Consider the following 14,295-nt stretch of genomic DNA (forward strand, 5'->3'; position numbering starts at 1 on the left):
GCAAAGGCATTGGTCAGAGTTGTCATAGAGAGGTAAAAACAAAATGCCGCAAACTAAAACGGATTCGGTCAAGGAATTTGATTTCACTGGCAAGGACTTCGAACGGGTCCGCGCCATGATTTACAAGCGGGCCGGCATCGCGCTGGCCGACAGCAAGCAGGAGATGGTCTACAGCCGCCTGGCCAGGCGCCTGCGCGCGACCGGCATCTCCTCGTTCGTCCGCTATCTGGACGACCTGGAAGCGGGCCGCATGGGCGACGAGTGGGAAGCCTTCACGAATGCGCTGACGACCAACCTGACGTCGTTCTTCCGCGAGGCGCATCACTTCCCGCTGCTGGCCGAGCATGTGAAAAAACTGAGTGGGCCGATCACCATCTGGTGTTCGGCCAGTTCCACCGGCGAAGAGCCGTATTCGATCGCCATGACGGTGTGCGAGGCGTTCAATACGCTCACGCCGCCGGTCACCATCATCGCCACGGACATCGACACGAACGTGCTGGCCACGGCCGCCAACGGCGTCTACAACCTGGACCGGCTCGACAAGATGCCGGCCGACCGTGCGCGGCGCTTTTTCTTGCGCGGCAAGGGCGACCGCGAGGGGCAGGTGCGGGTGCGCCCGGAACTGCGCCAGATGATCACCTTCAAGCCGCTCAACCTGCTGGCCGACAGCTGGCCGGTGACGGGGCAGTTCGACGTCATCTTTTGCCGCAACGTGATGATTTATTTTGACAAGGCGACGCAGCGCAAGATCCTGTCGCGCTTTGTGCCGTTGATGAAGCCCGATGCCCTGCTGTTCGCAGGCCATTCGGAGAATTTTCTGTACGTGTCGGATTCATTGAAGCTGCGCGGTAAAACAGTCTATGAGCTCGATCAGCCCCGGGGCAGCGCACCCAAGGCATCGTCGCAGCGTACATGAGAGTGAAATATGAGCCTGGAATCCAAAGAGCAATTCGCCACTAACGTCTATTACGACAGGACGTTCAATTGTGACGCCGCCAAGATCTTGCCTGGTGAGTATTACTTCACCAACAAGGACATGCTGATCGTCACCGTGCTCGGCTCCTGCGTCTCGGCCTGCATCCGCGACCGCGTCACGGGCCTGGGCGGCATGAACCACTTCATGCTGCCCGATGGCGGCAGCGATCCGAACAGCCCGATTTCCGCGTCGATGCGCTATGGCACCTACGCCATGGAAATCCTGATCAACGATTTGCTGAAGGCGGGCGCGCGGCGCGAGAACATGGAAGCGAAAGTGTTCGGCGGCGGCGCCGTACTGCGCGGCTTCACGGCGATCAACGTCGGTGAACGCAACGCGGCTTTCGTCATCAATTATCTGAAGGCGGAAAAGATGCGCGTGGTGGCGGAAGACCTCAACGACATCCACCCGCGCAAGGTGTATTTTTTCCCCCGCAGCGGCAAGGTGCTGGTGAAAAAGCTGATGCAGACGCATAACGACACGCTGGTGCGCCGCGAACTCGATTACGCCAGCCGCTTGAAAGTCGCGCCAGTCGGCGGCGAAGTCGAGTTGTTTTAATAGCGTGAGATATAGATAACAATACCTGATCACACCGTAGCGAGCGGATGGGAGTTGTGGTCGAGACGCGCAGCTGTGCTTTAGCACAGTGAGCATCGGAGGCCGCAAATCGCGACGCGCAGTAGGTGGGACCAGGTGCTTTAATGGGCCGGTAGGCCCAAAGGAAAATATATGAAGATCAAAGTATTGATCGTGGACGATTCGGCCTTGATCCGCAGCGTCATGACGGAAATCGTAAACAGCCAGCCCGACATGGAAGTGGTGGGCGCGGCGCCCGATCCGCTGGTGGCGCGCGAGATGATCAAGCAGACCAACCCCGACGTGCTGACCCTCGATGTCGAGATGCCGAAGATGGACGGTCTGGACTTCCTGGAAAAGCTGATGCGCCTGCGCCCGATGCCGGTGCTGATGGTGTCGTCGCTGACCGAGCGCGGTTCGGAAATCACCATGCGCGCGCTGGAACTGGGCGCCGTCGATTTCGTCACCAAGCCGAAGATTTCCATCCAGAGCGGCATGCGCGAGTACACGGACATGATCGCCGACAAGATCCGCGCCGCCTCGAAGGCGCGTATCCGCGCGCGCACTCTGCCGGCGGCCGGCGACAAGGTGGCCGCACCGCTGCCTGCGCTGCGCAGCCCATTGACGTCGAGCGAAAAGCTGATCATCGTGGGCGCCTCGACCGGCGGCACGGAAGCGATCCGCGAATTTCTCATGCAGATGCCGTCCGATTGTCCCGGCATCCTGATCACGCAGCACATGCCGGAAGGCTTTACGCGTTCGTTCGCGCGCCGCCTCGATTCGCTGTGCAAGATCTCGGTGCAGGAAGCGGCAGGCGGCGAACGCGTGCTGCCCGGCCATGCCTATATCGCGCCCGGCCATTCGCACCTGACACTGACGCGCAGCGGCGCCAACTACATGACCAAGATTGACCAGGGCGAACCGGTGAACCGCCACCGCCCGTCGGTCGACGTGCTGTTCCGTTCGGCCGCGCAATCGGCCGGTAAAAATGCCGTCGGCGTGATCCTCACCGGCATGGGCAAGGACGGCGCACAAGGCATGTTGGAGATGAAGGCCGCAGGAGCGTATAATTTTGCGCAGGACGAAGCCAGTTGCGTGGTGTTTGGCATGCCGCGCGAGGCGATCGCTGTCGGCGCTACGCATGAGGTCGGTGCTCTGACGGCGCTGCCTGGCATGGTGCTGGGACACCTGGCGGCGCATGGCATGCGTGCTTTGCGCGTGTAAGCCACGTTTTATATGATCCGAGGCAAGTTTGTTCGCCTAAAAGCAACGAAAATGCTATCCTACAACTTGCTGCCGTAGTGTCGACCATAATGTCGGCATTCATGTCGATATTATTAACAAACCGCTACAGAAACAACGGAGTTATTCATGGCTGATCCAAAGATGAAATTTTTAGTCGTTGACGATTTTTCGACGATGCGCCGCATTGTCCGGAATCTGTTGAAGGAACTGGGTTATGCCAACGTCGATGAGGCGGAAGACGGCGTGATGGGCCTGGCCAAGCTGCGCGCGGAATCGTTCGATTTCGTCGTGTCGGACTGGAACATGCCCAATATGGATGGCCTGACGATGCTGCAGCATATCCGCGCCGATCCCGCACTGGCCAAGCTGCCCGTGCTGATGGTCACCGCCGAAGCGAAGAAGGAAAACATCATCGCCGCCGCGCAAGCTGGCGCCAGCGGTTATGTCGTCAAGCCGTTCACGGCAGCGACCCTCGATGAAAAGCTGAACAAGATTTTCGAGAAGCTGGAAAAAGCCGGCGCCTGACCACGGCTTGATACCGATCAAGAAAAACGCTGCCCGTGCAAACCGGCGGCGTTTTTTTCGTCGGCTTGCGCCTTGCTTACAGCAAGCTCATCCCACGTGTCCCCCCCCCCTGACCGGATAAAATTGCGCAATGGAATGAAATATTTCCCATAGTTAACTTTACACGTCAAATGATTTGGCCCATGATCGCTGCAGTATTCCCCCTTTGTCCCCGACCCCGACAAGAAGGAGCGCACGATGCGCCGAGCACCCGTATTATTTTTTGCCCTGAGCACGGCTCTGTTGGCGGCCTGTGGCGTGAGCCTTGAGCAAACCGCCGTTGCGCCTGTCGCGTCCGTCGAGATGCAGGAGCCGCCCGCGCAGTCGCCTGCCGAAGGCGACGGCCGGCACGCCTATCTGCACCGTGTGGGCGGCCAGGATTATGTCAGCCTGAGCCAGCACGGCTCCGAGGGCGGCTTGCCGATCCTCACGGGCACGCAGCGCCATGCGCGCGCCATCCGCCTGCTGGCGGCCGATCCGGCCCAGGTCAGGGCCATCCTGCGCAGCCTGAGGCTGCCTGCGAACCAGCGCAAGCTGTGGGCGGGCGAGGAAATCGTGCTCGACGCGGCAAGCTATGACCTGTTGCAAGCGGCACGCGGCAATAACAAGCCGCTGTTTGCCGAGCTCAAGCTGGTAGGGATGGAAAAGTAAGGCAAGAAACGGGGCCGAATGGCCCCGCTGTGACTGCGTTTAAGGCATCTAACAACACCGTAGCGAGCGGCAGGGGGTTGTGGCCGAGAAGCGGAGCTGTGCTTTAGCACAGTGCGCATCGCAGGCCGCAAATCGCGACGCGCAGCAGGTTTTGTCGTATGTTAAATTTCCAGGTTGTCGATGAGTCGAGTCTGCCCCAGCTTGGCGGCGGCCAGCACCACCAGCGGTTCGCCCGCGGCCAGTTCTGCCGCGCTCGGTGCTTGCAGGTTGGCGCGCTTGCGCACGGCGATGTAGTCCGATTTCCAGCCGCGGCTGTTCAACAGCTGCATGCTGGCCTGCTCCAGTTCACCCACGGCCAGATTGCCCTTGCGCACTTCCTCGGCCACGAAATTCAGCCCTTTGAACAGTTCCGGCGCTTCCGCGCGTTCGCTTTCCGACAGGTACATATTGCGCGAGGACAGGGCCAGGCCGTCGTCGGCGCGGTAGGTTTCGGCGGCGATGATTTCCGTCGGCAGCGCGAACTGGCGCGCCATGTTGCGGATGATCATCAGTTGCTGGTAATCCTTCTTGCCGAACACGGCCACTCGCGGACCCACGCACGAGAACAGCTTGGTGACGACCGTGCACACGCCTTCGAAGAAGCCGGGGCGAAATTCGCCTTCCAGGGTATTGCCCAGATCGTCAGGCGGGCGCACGCGGTATTCCTGCGGCTCCGGGTACAGTTCCTTTTCCGTCGGCGCGAACAGCACGTACACGCCTTCCTTTTCCAGCTTGGCGATGTCGGCCGCCATGGTGCGCGGATATTTCTCGAAGTCTTCATTCGGCCCGAATTGCAAACGGTTCACGAAGATCGAGGCGACGACAGGATCGCCATGCTTGCGCGCCAGGCGCATCAGCGACAGATGGCCTTCGTGCAGGTTGCCCATGGTGGGGACGAACGCCGTGCGCAGCTGTCCGCTGAGCTGGTCGCGCAATTCTTCAATGTCGGAAATAATTTTCATGGATTGCTTTCGCTAAAACCCCGTTGTACGGTGGTCAGTGACAAAGGGAAGGGGTCAGGCGGGCGAATACGCCAGCCGGACGTAGATGGGGGCAAACGGTTCTGCCTGCGTGATTTCGATCAGGGTTTCCTTGGCCAGTTCCAGCAGGGCCACGAAGTTGACCACCACCACGGGCACGCCGCCGGCAATGTCGAACAGTTCGCTGAACTCGACGAAGCGCGACGACTGCAAGTGGCGCAGGATGCTCGACATGTGCTCGCGCACGGACAGTTCCTGGCGGCTGATGCGGTGATGCTGGGTCAGCTTGGCGCGTTTCAGCACGTCGAGCCAGGCCTGCTGCAAGTCCACCGGTTCCACGTCGGGCCAGGTGGGCGTCAGGCTTTGCTCGATGAAAATCTGCGTGCGCACGAAATCGCGCTCGAACTGGGGGATGGCGTTCAGGTCGTAGGCGGCCAGCTTGATCTGCTCGTACTCGAGCAGGCGGCGCACCAGTTCGGCACGGGGGTCGCCGCCATCTTCCTCGACGTCGCTCTTGCGCGAAGGCAAGAGCATGCGCGACTTGATCTCGATCAGCATGGCCGCCATCAGCAGGTACTCGGCGGCCAGTTCCAGGTTGCGCACGCGGATCTGGTCGACATATTTCAGATATTGCAGGGTGACCTGCGCCATCGGAATATCGAGAATGTTGAAGTTTTGCTTGCGGATCAGGTAGAGCAGCAAGTCGAGCGGGCCTTCGAAGGCTTCGAGGAAGATTTCCAGCGCGTCCGGCGGAATGTACAGATCCGTCGGCATGCGCAGCAGGGGTTCGCCGTACAGGCGGGCGATGCCCGCTTCGATGGCGTCGGCGGCGGGGGCCGCGTCCGTTGTTGCAGATGCCGCAGGGTCGCCGCTGCCGTCGCCGTCGGCGACAGCTGCGGGCGACTCGATGACTGCGCCGGCACCGGAAGCGTCGGCTTCCGGCGTGACTGCAGACTCTTCAGGCAACATCGTGCCGGTTCCAGGTCTTAGTTCTTGTTCTGGTAAACGTAAGCCTGTTGCTTGACGGCCGACGCCAGCTGGCGTTCCTGCTCATCGATGCTGATGGCCGGCTTGTCCCACAGCAGGGCGCGGCCCGCTTGCTGGCCCGCTTCCATGCCAGGATTCTTGGCCTTCAGTTCGGCGATGAACAAGGTGTGGTCGGATACGTAGTTGGTGTGTTTTGCAGGCAGTTTCATATTCTCTTCTGAGTGTCTTATGGGTAAGGTCAGCCGGCCGTATTCTACCGCGCCGTGCGGCTTGGCGGGTTGTTGTATCGGCAAGACCGGGACGAAATTGCTAAAAATCAATAACGCAGCAGGCGCCGCATCACCATCGGCGCCGGTTCGGCGGGGTTGGCGTGCGAATATTCCAATTCTTCGGCCAGCTCGAATTCGAAGGCCGCATAAAAATCGATCAGCTTGCGCTGGTCGCGTCGCACGGCCAGGCGCAATTCCTCGGCCTGGCACGACAGGCCGTGATGAATGATGGCTTCAAGCAAGTGCTGGGAGACGTGGCTGCCCCGGTAGGCGGGCAGCACGCCCATGCGCGAAATCTTCCAGATGGCGGGATCGCTGTCGAGCGGCATCCAGCGCAGCGAGCCGGCTGGAATGTCGTCGATCAGCAACAGAAAACCGCCGCCGTGGCGCAATTGCGCTTCCACCTGCTGCGCCGTCTCGTGGTGCCCACTGGACGAGGCCGCCACCTTGCCGGCCCACGCGGCGCGGGTCAGCTCGGCCATCAGTTGTGCATCTGCATTTGTTGCCTCGCGCACCACGATATTCATTATCGGTCCTTGTGGTGGCTTAACGGATGCGCATGCCAGGTTCGGCGCCCGGCCACGGGTTCAGGATGTAGATGCCCGGATTGGCCTTCTCGTCGGCGGCGGAGGCGGCCATGACCATGCCTTCGGAAATGCCGAACTTCATCTTGCGCGGCGCCAGGTTGGCCACCAGCACCGTCAGCTTGCCGACCAGCTCTTCCGGCTGGTAAGCCGAGCGGATGCCCGAGAACACGTTGCGCAAGCGGCCTTCGCCCGCGTCCAGGGTCAGGCGCAGCAGCTTGTCGGAACCGTCGACCAGTTCGCAGTTGACGATCTTCGCGATGCGCAGGTCGACCTTGAGGAAGTCGTCGATCTTGATTTCGGGCGCCAGTTCCTCGATGGCGGCAGCGGCAGCGGCTGGCGCGGCGGCGTCATTGGCGGCGTCGCCGGCCGGTGCGGCGATGGCGGCGGCCGCTTGCGGCGCATCGAACAGCGCTTCGATCATCTTCGCATCCATGCGCGTCATCAGGTGGCTGTAGGCGCCGATGGTGCGGCCCAGCATGCTGTTCGAGACGGCGTCGCCGAACACCTGCGTGTCGGCCCAGGTGAACTCGGCATCGTTGAGGAAGCCGGCCACGTTCTTGGCCACGCCTGGCAATACTGGCGACAACAAGATGGTCAGCTGGCGGAACAGGATCAGGGCCGTGGTGCACACGTCGTGCAGCTCGGCCGTCTTGTCCGCATCCTTGGCGAGGATCCACGGCTTGTTTTCATCGACATACTGGTTGGTGATGTCGGCGATTTCCATGATTTCGCGCAAGGCCTTGCCGAATTCGCGGTTCTCGAAGTGCGCGGCGATGCTGGCCTGGCGCTCGACGATGACGCCGTTGACGTCCACCGTCAGGGCGCGGTTGATCCAGCTTTGCGCGCCTTCCGACAGCGTCGATGCCAGCTTGCCGTCGAAACGCTTGGCGATGAAGCCGGCGCAGCGGCTGGCGATGTTCACGTACTTGCCGATCAGGTCGCTGTTCACGCGGGCGACGAAATCTTCGCCGTTGAAGTCCAGGTCTTCCACTTTCGAGTTCAGCTTGAAGGCGATGTAGTAGCGCAGCCATTCCGGGTTCATGCCCAGGTCCAGGTAGCGCAGCGGCGAAATGCCCGTGCCGCGCGACTTCGACATCTTTTCGTTGTTGACCGTCAGGAAGCCGTGCACATTGACTTTCAGTTTGTCGATCACCGGGTGATTGGCAAATTTCAGCATGGCGGGCCAGAACAGCAAATGGAAGGAAACGATGTCCTTGCCGATGAAATGGATCTGTTCCGTCGTCGGGTCGTTCAGGAAGGCGTCGAAATCGATGCCTTTCTTGTCGCAATAGTTTTTCAGGCTGGCCAGGTAGCCGACGGGCGCATCCATCCACACATAGAAGAACTTGCCCGGCGCATCGGGAATCGGGATGCCGAAGTAGGGTGCGTCGCGCGAGATATCCCAGTCGGCCAGCTTTTCACCGGCTTCGCCCAGCCATTCGCTGACCTTGTTGACCATTTCAGGCTGCAAGCGGCCCGGCGTGTTGAGCCAATCCTTGAGGAATTCGAAGCAGCGCGGGTCGGACAGCTTGAAGAAATACTGTTCCGACGGCTTCATCACGGGCGTCGCGTTGGTGAACACGGAGAACGGGTTGACCAGGTCGGTCGGCTGGTAGGCCGCGCCGCACACTTCGCAATTGTCGCCATACTGGTTCTTGGCGCCGCATTTCGGGCATTCGCCCTTGATGTTGCGGTCGGCCAGGAACATGCCCTTGACCGGATCGAAGAAGCGGTCGACGGTTTTCGTGACGATCAGGCCCGTATCGCGCAGCTTGCGGTAGATCGATTGCGACAGGTCGACGTTTTCCGGCGAATCGGTCGAATACCAGTTGTCGAAGGCGATATGGAAGCCGTCGAGGTACTGGGCGCGGCCGGCGGCGATGTTGGCGACGAATTGCTGCGGCGTGATGCCTTCCTTTTCGGCGGCGATCATGATGGGCGTGCCATGCGTATCGTCGGCGCCCACAAAGTGCACTTCACGCCCGGCGTCGCCATCGCGTTGCATTCGCTGGAACCGGACCCAGATATCGGCCTGGATGTATTCCATGATGTGGCCAATGTGAAAAGCGGCGTTTGCGTAAGGCAGGGCAGTGGTGACGAACAGCTTGCGAGTCATGATTGATGCACTTTTGGGATGGATAATAGGACATTTTAACAGCGGAAAGGCAATATGAGCAGATGCAGCGCCTGCAAGTGATGCTTTTGCCGCCATCGCACCATGCAAATTTGCGCTAGACTGCGCGTATTGCACATATGTAGTACACACGGAGATTTACATGAGCATCACAGTAGAAGACGTCAAGGCCGCGCTGGCCCAGGTTATTGATCCAAATACACATAAAGATTTCGTTTCCAGTAAAACCGTCAAGAATCTGAAGGTCGATGGCAGCGACATTTCGCTCGACATCGAACTCGGTTACCCCGCCAAGAGCCAGATCGACCTGATCCGCAAGTCCGTGCTGGCCGCCCTGCGCGTGCTGCCGGGCGTGGGCAACGTCAGCGTGGGCGTGTCGTCGAAAATCATTTCGCACACGGTGCAGCGCGGCTTGAAGCCGATGAGCAATGTGAAAAACATCATCGCCGTCGCTTCCGGCAAGGGCGGCGTTGGCAAATCGACCACGGCCGTCAACCTGGCCCTGGCCCTGGCCGCCGAAGGCGCCACCGTCGGCATGCTGGACGCCGATATCTATGGCCCGTCGCAGCCGATGATGCTGGGCATCAGCGGCCAGCCGAAGACGCTCGACGGCAAAAGCATGGAGCCGATGGAAAACCACGGCCTGCAAGTGTCGTCGATCGGCTTCATGATCGATCCGGACGAGCCGATGGTGTGGCGCGGCCCCATGGTTACGCAAGCCTTGCAGCAACTGCTGGACCAGACCAACTGGCGCGACCTCGATTACCTGATCGTCGACATGCCGCCAGGCACGGGCGACATTCAGCTGACCCTGTCGCAGAAAGTGCCCGTCACGGGCGCCGTCATCGTCACGACGCCGCAGGACATCGCCTTGCTCGACGCGCGCAAGGGTCTGAAAATGTTCGAGAAGGTCGGTATCCCGATCCTCGGCGTGGTGGAAAATATGAGCACCCACATCTGCTCGAACTGCGGCCATGCGGAAGAAATCTTCGGCGCCGGCGGCGGCGCGAAGATGTGCGCGGACTTCGGCGTGGAATTCCTCGGCGCCTTGCCGCTGACCATGGCGATTCGCCAGCAGACGGATTCGGGCACGCCCACCGTCGTGGCCGAGCCGCAAGGCCCCGTCGCCGTGATCTACAAGCAGATCGCCCGCACCATCGCGATCAAGGTGGCGGAAAAGGCGAAGGATATGACCAGCAAGTTCCCGAGCATCGTCATCAAAAACGACTAGTGGCTGGGTGGCCTTGCAAACCTGGTTTTCAAGGCCACCATGGCACCATTGGATTTATCCATTGGTTTAACTCTTCCCCGGCGCCACGACCGCCAGGAATATGGTTTCATGCAGTCCGTGTTGTTAATTAACAAGAGGAGACATCATGCAATTGACCACCGTATTCCTGCGCCGTAGTATCGCCGTGCTCGCCGGCAGCCTGCTGGCCGCCAGTGCCTTCGCCCAATCCGTGTCCTTCGTCGAACCAGTCGATGGCGCGACGGTGACGAGCCCGTTCAAAGTGAAATTTGCCGTCAGCGGCATGGACGTCAAGCCTGCCGGCGACATGACGGCCAAGACGGGCCACCATCATCTGCTCATCAATACGGGGCCGATGACAGCGGGCGAGATGATCCCCATGGATGACAAGCATTTGCATTTTGGCAAAGGGCAAACGGAAACGGACGTCACCTTGCCGCCGGGCCAGTACACGCTCACCATGCAGTTCGCCAATGGCGCGCACCAGTCGTATGGGCCGGAACTGAGCAAAAGCATCAAGGTGACGGTCAAGTAGGGCAGACATAGTCCCCAGTTTCGGCACAGGCCGGGTTCCAGCGATGGAGCCCGGCCTTTTCATATTGTTGCTTCTTGTCATAGTTGTGACATATAGTCGGCGTATGCTGCCCGGTGGCCTAACTTTTGATGAGTGGATATGACGAAACATTTCTCCCTTTCCCGGCAACTGGCGCATGCGTTGCTGCTGGTGACTAGCGTGGCGGCTTGCCAGGCATATGCGGCCAAGGCGGTACCCACGACTGCGGCGCAGCCGAAGCTGGTCGTGGTGCTGGTGGTCGATGGCTTGCCGCAAGAGCAGGTAACGCGCTATCGCGAGCAGTTCGGCCAGGGCGGATTCCGGCGCCTGCTGGAGCAGGGCGCTTGGTTCAGCGATGCGCACCAGGCGCATGGCATCACGGTTACCGCCATCGGCCACTCGGCCGTGCTGTCGGGCGCCTATCCTTACCAGCATGGCGTGATCGGCAATAACTGGATCGATCCCGTCACGAAAAAGTCCGTGTACTGCACCGAGGACGGCAATTTCCATTACATCGGCGAAGAGACGAAGCCGGACGACGGCACCGCGCCGACCAGGCTGCGCGTGAGCACCCTCGGCGACGAGCTGCGCTACTCCACGGGCGACCAGGCCAAGGTCGTCACCGTGTCGGGCAAGGACCGTGGCGCCATCCTGCTGGCCGGGAAAACGGGCACGGCCTATATGTACATGGAAAAGACGGGCAATTTCGCCAGCAGCACCTATTACATGCAGCAGCATCCGCAATGGGTGCAGCGCTACCAGGCGGCCAAGCCGCAGGACCGTTATTACGGCAAGAGCTGGACGCCGCTGCTGGCCGACGGGGCTTATGTCAACGATGCGCGTGATGATCTGGTGGCGGCCAAGCCGGGCACGCGCAACACCTTCCCGTTCGCCTATTACAGCGACAGCGGCAAGCTCGATGGCGAGTACTACAGCCGCTTGAAGTCCGGTCCCTTCCTCGATGAACTGACCCTGGAATTTGCCCGTGCCGCCATCGACGGCGAGCACCTGGGCCGCAATCCGGCCGGCGTGCCCGATATTCTCGGCGTGAGTCTGTCCGCGCACGACTATGTGAACCATGCCTACGGCCCGGAAAGCAAGATGTCGCACGACCACCTGCAGCGCCTGGACCGCATGCTGGCCGGCTTCTTTGCCGATCTCGATAAAAAAGTCGGCATGGACAATGTACTGGTGGTGCTGACGGCCGACCATGGCTTTGCCAACGTGCCGGAATTTACGGAAGCGCGCGGCGGCTTTACGGCCAAACGCATCGACGGCGACAAGCTGGTCGCAAGCCTGAACCAGCACCTGGCCACAAGCCTGGGCATCGATAAGCTGGTGACGACGTCGTCGCTGCCGAATATCTACCTCGATTACGCGCTGGCGGAAAAGGGCGGCGTCCATCGCGCCGCACTGGAAGACGCGGCGGCCCGCTTCCTGCAGCAGCAGGACGGCCTGGCGCAAGTCTATACGCGCACGCAGATGGAAACGGGGGCCGTCGCCACGCGCATGGATACCCTGATGCGCCGCGCCTGGAACCGCCAGCTGTCGGGCGACCTGATGGTCGTCACAAAACCGGCCTGGTACTTCGGCAAGGGCGTCGGCGGCACCTCGCACGGCACGCCGTACACGTATGACACCAACGTGCCGCTGATGGTGTTCGGCCCCCGCTGGATCAAGCCGGGCGCCTATGGCCAGTACGCGGAAGTGGTCGACATCGCGCCGACCCTGGCGCATCTGCTGCGCATCCGCCAGCCGTCCGCGTCGGAAGGGCGTATTTTGATGGAAGCGGTGCGGTAACGATCCTGTCTGTGGTGTTGTCGGCTTACGAAGAGTGTAGGTCGGATTAGCGGGGCACAGCCCCGCGTAATCCGACACCATCGCTGGCAAAACCGCTTACAGCAGCCAGTCTATCGGCAGCAGCGACAGAATCGCCACCCCCATGCGCTTCCACATGCTGGCGCCAGGTTCCGTGTCGTAGCGCGTGGTGGCGCCGCTGGCATCGCGGGCAATCCAGTACAGCGCGCCGTCGTCGCCCAGCAGCACCTGATAGGCGCGCTGCGGGATGGTGGTGCGCATGGCTTGCCCCAGCTGGCTGGCCAGCGCGGGACTGTCGATGACGAGGCCCATTTCCGTATTCAATTCGATCGAGCGCGGGTCGAAGTTGAACGAGCCGACAAAGATGCGCTGGTCGTCGACGGCAAAGGTCTTCGCATGCAGGCTCGATGCGGAGCTGCCGAAGCGGCCCGTCTGCTCGCGCGCGTCGCCGGCCTCCCATGAGCGGCGCGACTCGTACAGCAGCACGCCCGCTTCCAGCAGCGGTTTCCTCCACTTTGCGTAGCCCGCATGCACGGCCGCCACGTCGGTCGCTTCCAGCGCATTCGTCAGGATGCGCACGCCCACGCCTTTTTTCGCCAGGTCGGCAAAGGCTTGCGTGCCGGCCTTGCCGGGCACGAAATACGGCGACACCAGATCCACTTCCTTTTCCGGCACGCCCAGCAGGTTTTGCAGGTTTTCCGCCACGCCCGTGCCTGGCCGTGCCTGGTCCAGCACCTTGGCCGGGTCGTCGCTGACCATGCGCGTGCGCGCCCATTCGAAGGGCAGGGTGCGTTCCATCATCTGTTTGACGAAGGGCGAGGTGCGCAGCGCCTGCACGTATTCTTCGGCCGCCTTGGTGTCGTCGATGCGGTCCGCCTCGGCGGCGATGGTGGCCGCGTCGCCCTCGACAGGGCTGGTCAGCAGCAGTGCGGCCGGGTAGGCCGAGGCGCTGTTCCAGTAGCGGTCGAAATCGTGCGAGACCTCGCCGACGACGGGGCCGATGGCCAGCACGTCCAGGTCGGCAAACAGCACGTCGCCGGCCGCGCCGAAGTATTCATCGCCCACATTGCGCCCGCCGACGATCATGGCCTGGTTGTCGGCCGTGAACGATTTATTGTGCATGCGCCGGTTCAGGCGCGAAAAATCGGCGGCAAAGGCCAGCGCGCGCGGGGCGCGGGGCACGAAGGGATTGAACAGGCGGATTTCCAGATTCCGCTGCTTGCCCAGCATGGACAGGGTCTGGTCCAGGCCCGCCGTGTTGTTATCGTCGAGCAGCAGGCGCACGCGCACGCCCCGTTCGGCCGCTTGGCGCAGGGCGTCGAACAGCAGTGTGCCCGTAATGTCCTTGTGCCAGATGTAGTACTGCACGTCCAGGCTGCGTTGGGCGGCGGCGGCCAGCAGGGCGCGTGCGGCAAAGGCATCGCGCCCGTCGACCAGCGGGTAAATGCCGGATACGCCGGGGTGCTGCGCCACCATGGGCGCGATGGCCGTGGCCAATTGGGTGTGCTTTGTGTCGGCGATGACGCTGGAGGGGATGCGGCCGTCCAGCGAGGGCAGGGAAGCGCAGCCGGCGAGGGCGGCGGACAGCAGCAGCGGCAGGAGCGGCAGCAGCCGGGTGGCGCTGCGGAAGGGAAGTACTTGGGCGGGCATGGCGGGCTTTCATCGAG

At 61.5% G+C, this 14,295-nt stretch carries 14 protein-coding genes; 8 read left to right on the top strand and 6 right to left on the bottom strand.

The genetic code is table 11. The annotated features are described in order from the left end of the window. Nucleotides 1–43 precede the first annotated feature (43 nt). The 5 genes from CBW66_RS14740 (at nucleotide 44) to CBW66_RS14760 (ending at nucleotide 4,012) form a co-directional block, all read left to right on the top strand. Complete coding sequence (locus tag CBW66_RS14740; protein WP_086138868.1) at nucleotides 44–916, top strand: CheR family methyltransferase; 873 nt, start codon at nucleotides 44–46, stop codon at nucleotides 914–916. Nucleotides 917–925: 9 nt separating this feature from the next. Then, nucleotides 926–1,534 carry a chemoreceptor glutamine deamidase CheD gene (gene cheD / locus CBW66_RS14745; RefSeq protein WP_034758343.1) on the top strand — a complete coding sequence of 203 codons (609 nt, stop codon included), beginning with the start codon at nucleotides 926–928 and terminating at the stop codon, nucleotides 1,532–1,534. 171 nt (nucleotides 1,535–1,705) lie between these two features. After that, nucleotides 1,706–2,776, top strand: coding sequence for a chemotaxis response regulator protein-glutamate methylesterase (locus CBW66_RS14750; RefSeq protein WP_086138867.1), 1,071 nt, complete (start codon nucleotides 1,706–1,708; stop codon nucleotides 2,774–2,776). Between the two features lie 147 nt (nucleotides 2,777–2,923). Continuing rightward, nucleotides 2,924–3,322: a chemotaxis response regulator CheY gene (gene cheY, locus CBW66_RS14755; protein ID WP_026132837.1), complete on the top strand. Its 399-nt coding sequence runs from the start codon at nucleotides 2,924–2,926 to the stop codon at nucleotides 3,320–3,322. A 237-nt stretch (nucleotides 3,323–3,559) separates the two neighbouring features. After that, nucleotides 3,560–4,012 carry a hypothetical protein gene (locus tag CBW66_RS14760; RefSeq protein ID WP_139841682.1) on the top strand — a complete coding sequence of 151 codons (453 nt, stop codon included), beginning with the start codon at nucleotides 3,560–3,562 and terminating at the stop codon, nucleotides 4,010–4,012. 161 nt (nucleotides 4,013–4,173) lie between these two features. Here CBW66_RS14760 and panC read toward each other — a convergent pair whose 3' ends face one another. The 5 genes from panC to metG all read right to left on the bottom strand — a co-directional run bounded on the left by panC (nucleotide 4,174) and on the right by metG (nucleotide 8,990). Beyond that, a complete protein-coding gene (gene panC, locus CBW66_RS14765) occupies nucleotides 4,174–5,013 on the bottom strand; it encodes a pantoate--beta-alanine ligase (RefSeq protein ID WP_070219724.1) in 840 nt (279 codons plus the stop codon). Between the two features lie 54 nt (nucleotides 5,014–5,067). Then, a complete protein-coding gene (locus CBW66_RS14770; protein ID WP_139841681.1) occupies nucleotides 5,068–6,000 on the bottom strand; it encodes a ScpA family protein in 933 nt (310 codons plus the stop codon). Nucleotides 6,001–6,017: 17 nt separating this feature from the next. Then, nucleotides 6,018–6,227 (bottom strand): DUF3460 family protein, encoded by a 210-nt coding sequence (locus tag CBW66_RS14775; RefSeq protein ID WP_086138865.1) that lies wholly within the window; start codon nucleotides 6,225–6,227, stop codon nucleotides 6,018–6,020. A 107-nt stretch (nucleotides 6,228–6,334) separates the two neighbouring features. Next, on the bottom strand, nucleotides 6,335–6,814 hold the full coding sequence (locus tag CBW66_RS14780; RefSeq protein WP_070219744.1) for a GNAT family N-acetyltransferase: 480 nt from the start codon (nucleotides 6,812–6,814) through the stop codon (nucleotides 6,335–6,337). 19 nt (nucleotides 6,815–6,833) lie between these two features. Beyond that, entirely contained in the window at nucleotides 6,834–8,990 is a 2,157-nt protein-coding gene (metG, locus tag CBW66_RS14785; RefSeq protein WP_086138864.1) for a methionine--tRNA ligase, read from the bottom strand. A 160-nt stretch (nucleotides 8,991–9,150) separates the two neighbouring features. Between metG and apbC the strand changes: the two genes are divergently transcribed. From apbC to CBW66_RS14800, 3 genes are all read left to right on the top strand, one after another. Next, nucleotides 9,151–10,239 carry an iron-sulfur cluster carrier protein ApbC gene (gene apbC, locus CBW66_RS14790; protein WP_086138863.1) on the top strand — a complete coding sequence of 363 codons (1,089 nt, stop codon included), beginning with the start codon at nucleotides 9,151–9,153 and terminating at the stop codon, nucleotides 10,237–10,239. A 145-nt stretch (nucleotides 10,240–10,384) separates the two neighbouring features. Further along, complete coding sequence (locus CBW66_RS14795) at nucleotides 10,385–10,792, top strand: DUF4399 domain-containing protein (protein WP_086138862.1); 408 nt, start codon at nucleotides 10,385–10,387, stop codon at nucleotides 10,790–10,792. Between the two features lie 138 nt (nucleotides 10,793–10,930). Further along, nucleotides 10,931–12,610, top strand: a complete 1,680-nt coding sequence (locus tag CBW66_RS14800; protein ID WP_086138861.1) for an alkaline phosphatase family protein — start codon at nucleotides 10,931–10,933, stop codon at nucleotides 12,608–12,610. A 96-nt stretch (nucleotides 12,611–12,706) separates the two neighbouring features. Here CBW66_RS14800 and CBW66_RS14805 read toward each other — a convergent pair whose 3' ends face one another. Further along, on the bottom strand, nucleotides 12,707–14,278 hold the full coding sequence (locus tag CBW66_RS14805) for a phospholipase D family protein (RefSeq protein WP_086138860.1): 1,572 nt from the start codon (nucleotides 14,276–14,278) through the stop codon (nucleotides 12,707–12,709). Between the last annotated feature and the right edge of the window lie 17 nt (nucleotides 14,279–14,295).

The organism is Janthinobacterium sp. GW456P (assembly GCF_002127655.1).
GTDB lineage: Bacteria > Pseudomonadota > Gammaproteobacteria > Burkholderiales > Burkholderiaceae_D > Janthinobacterium.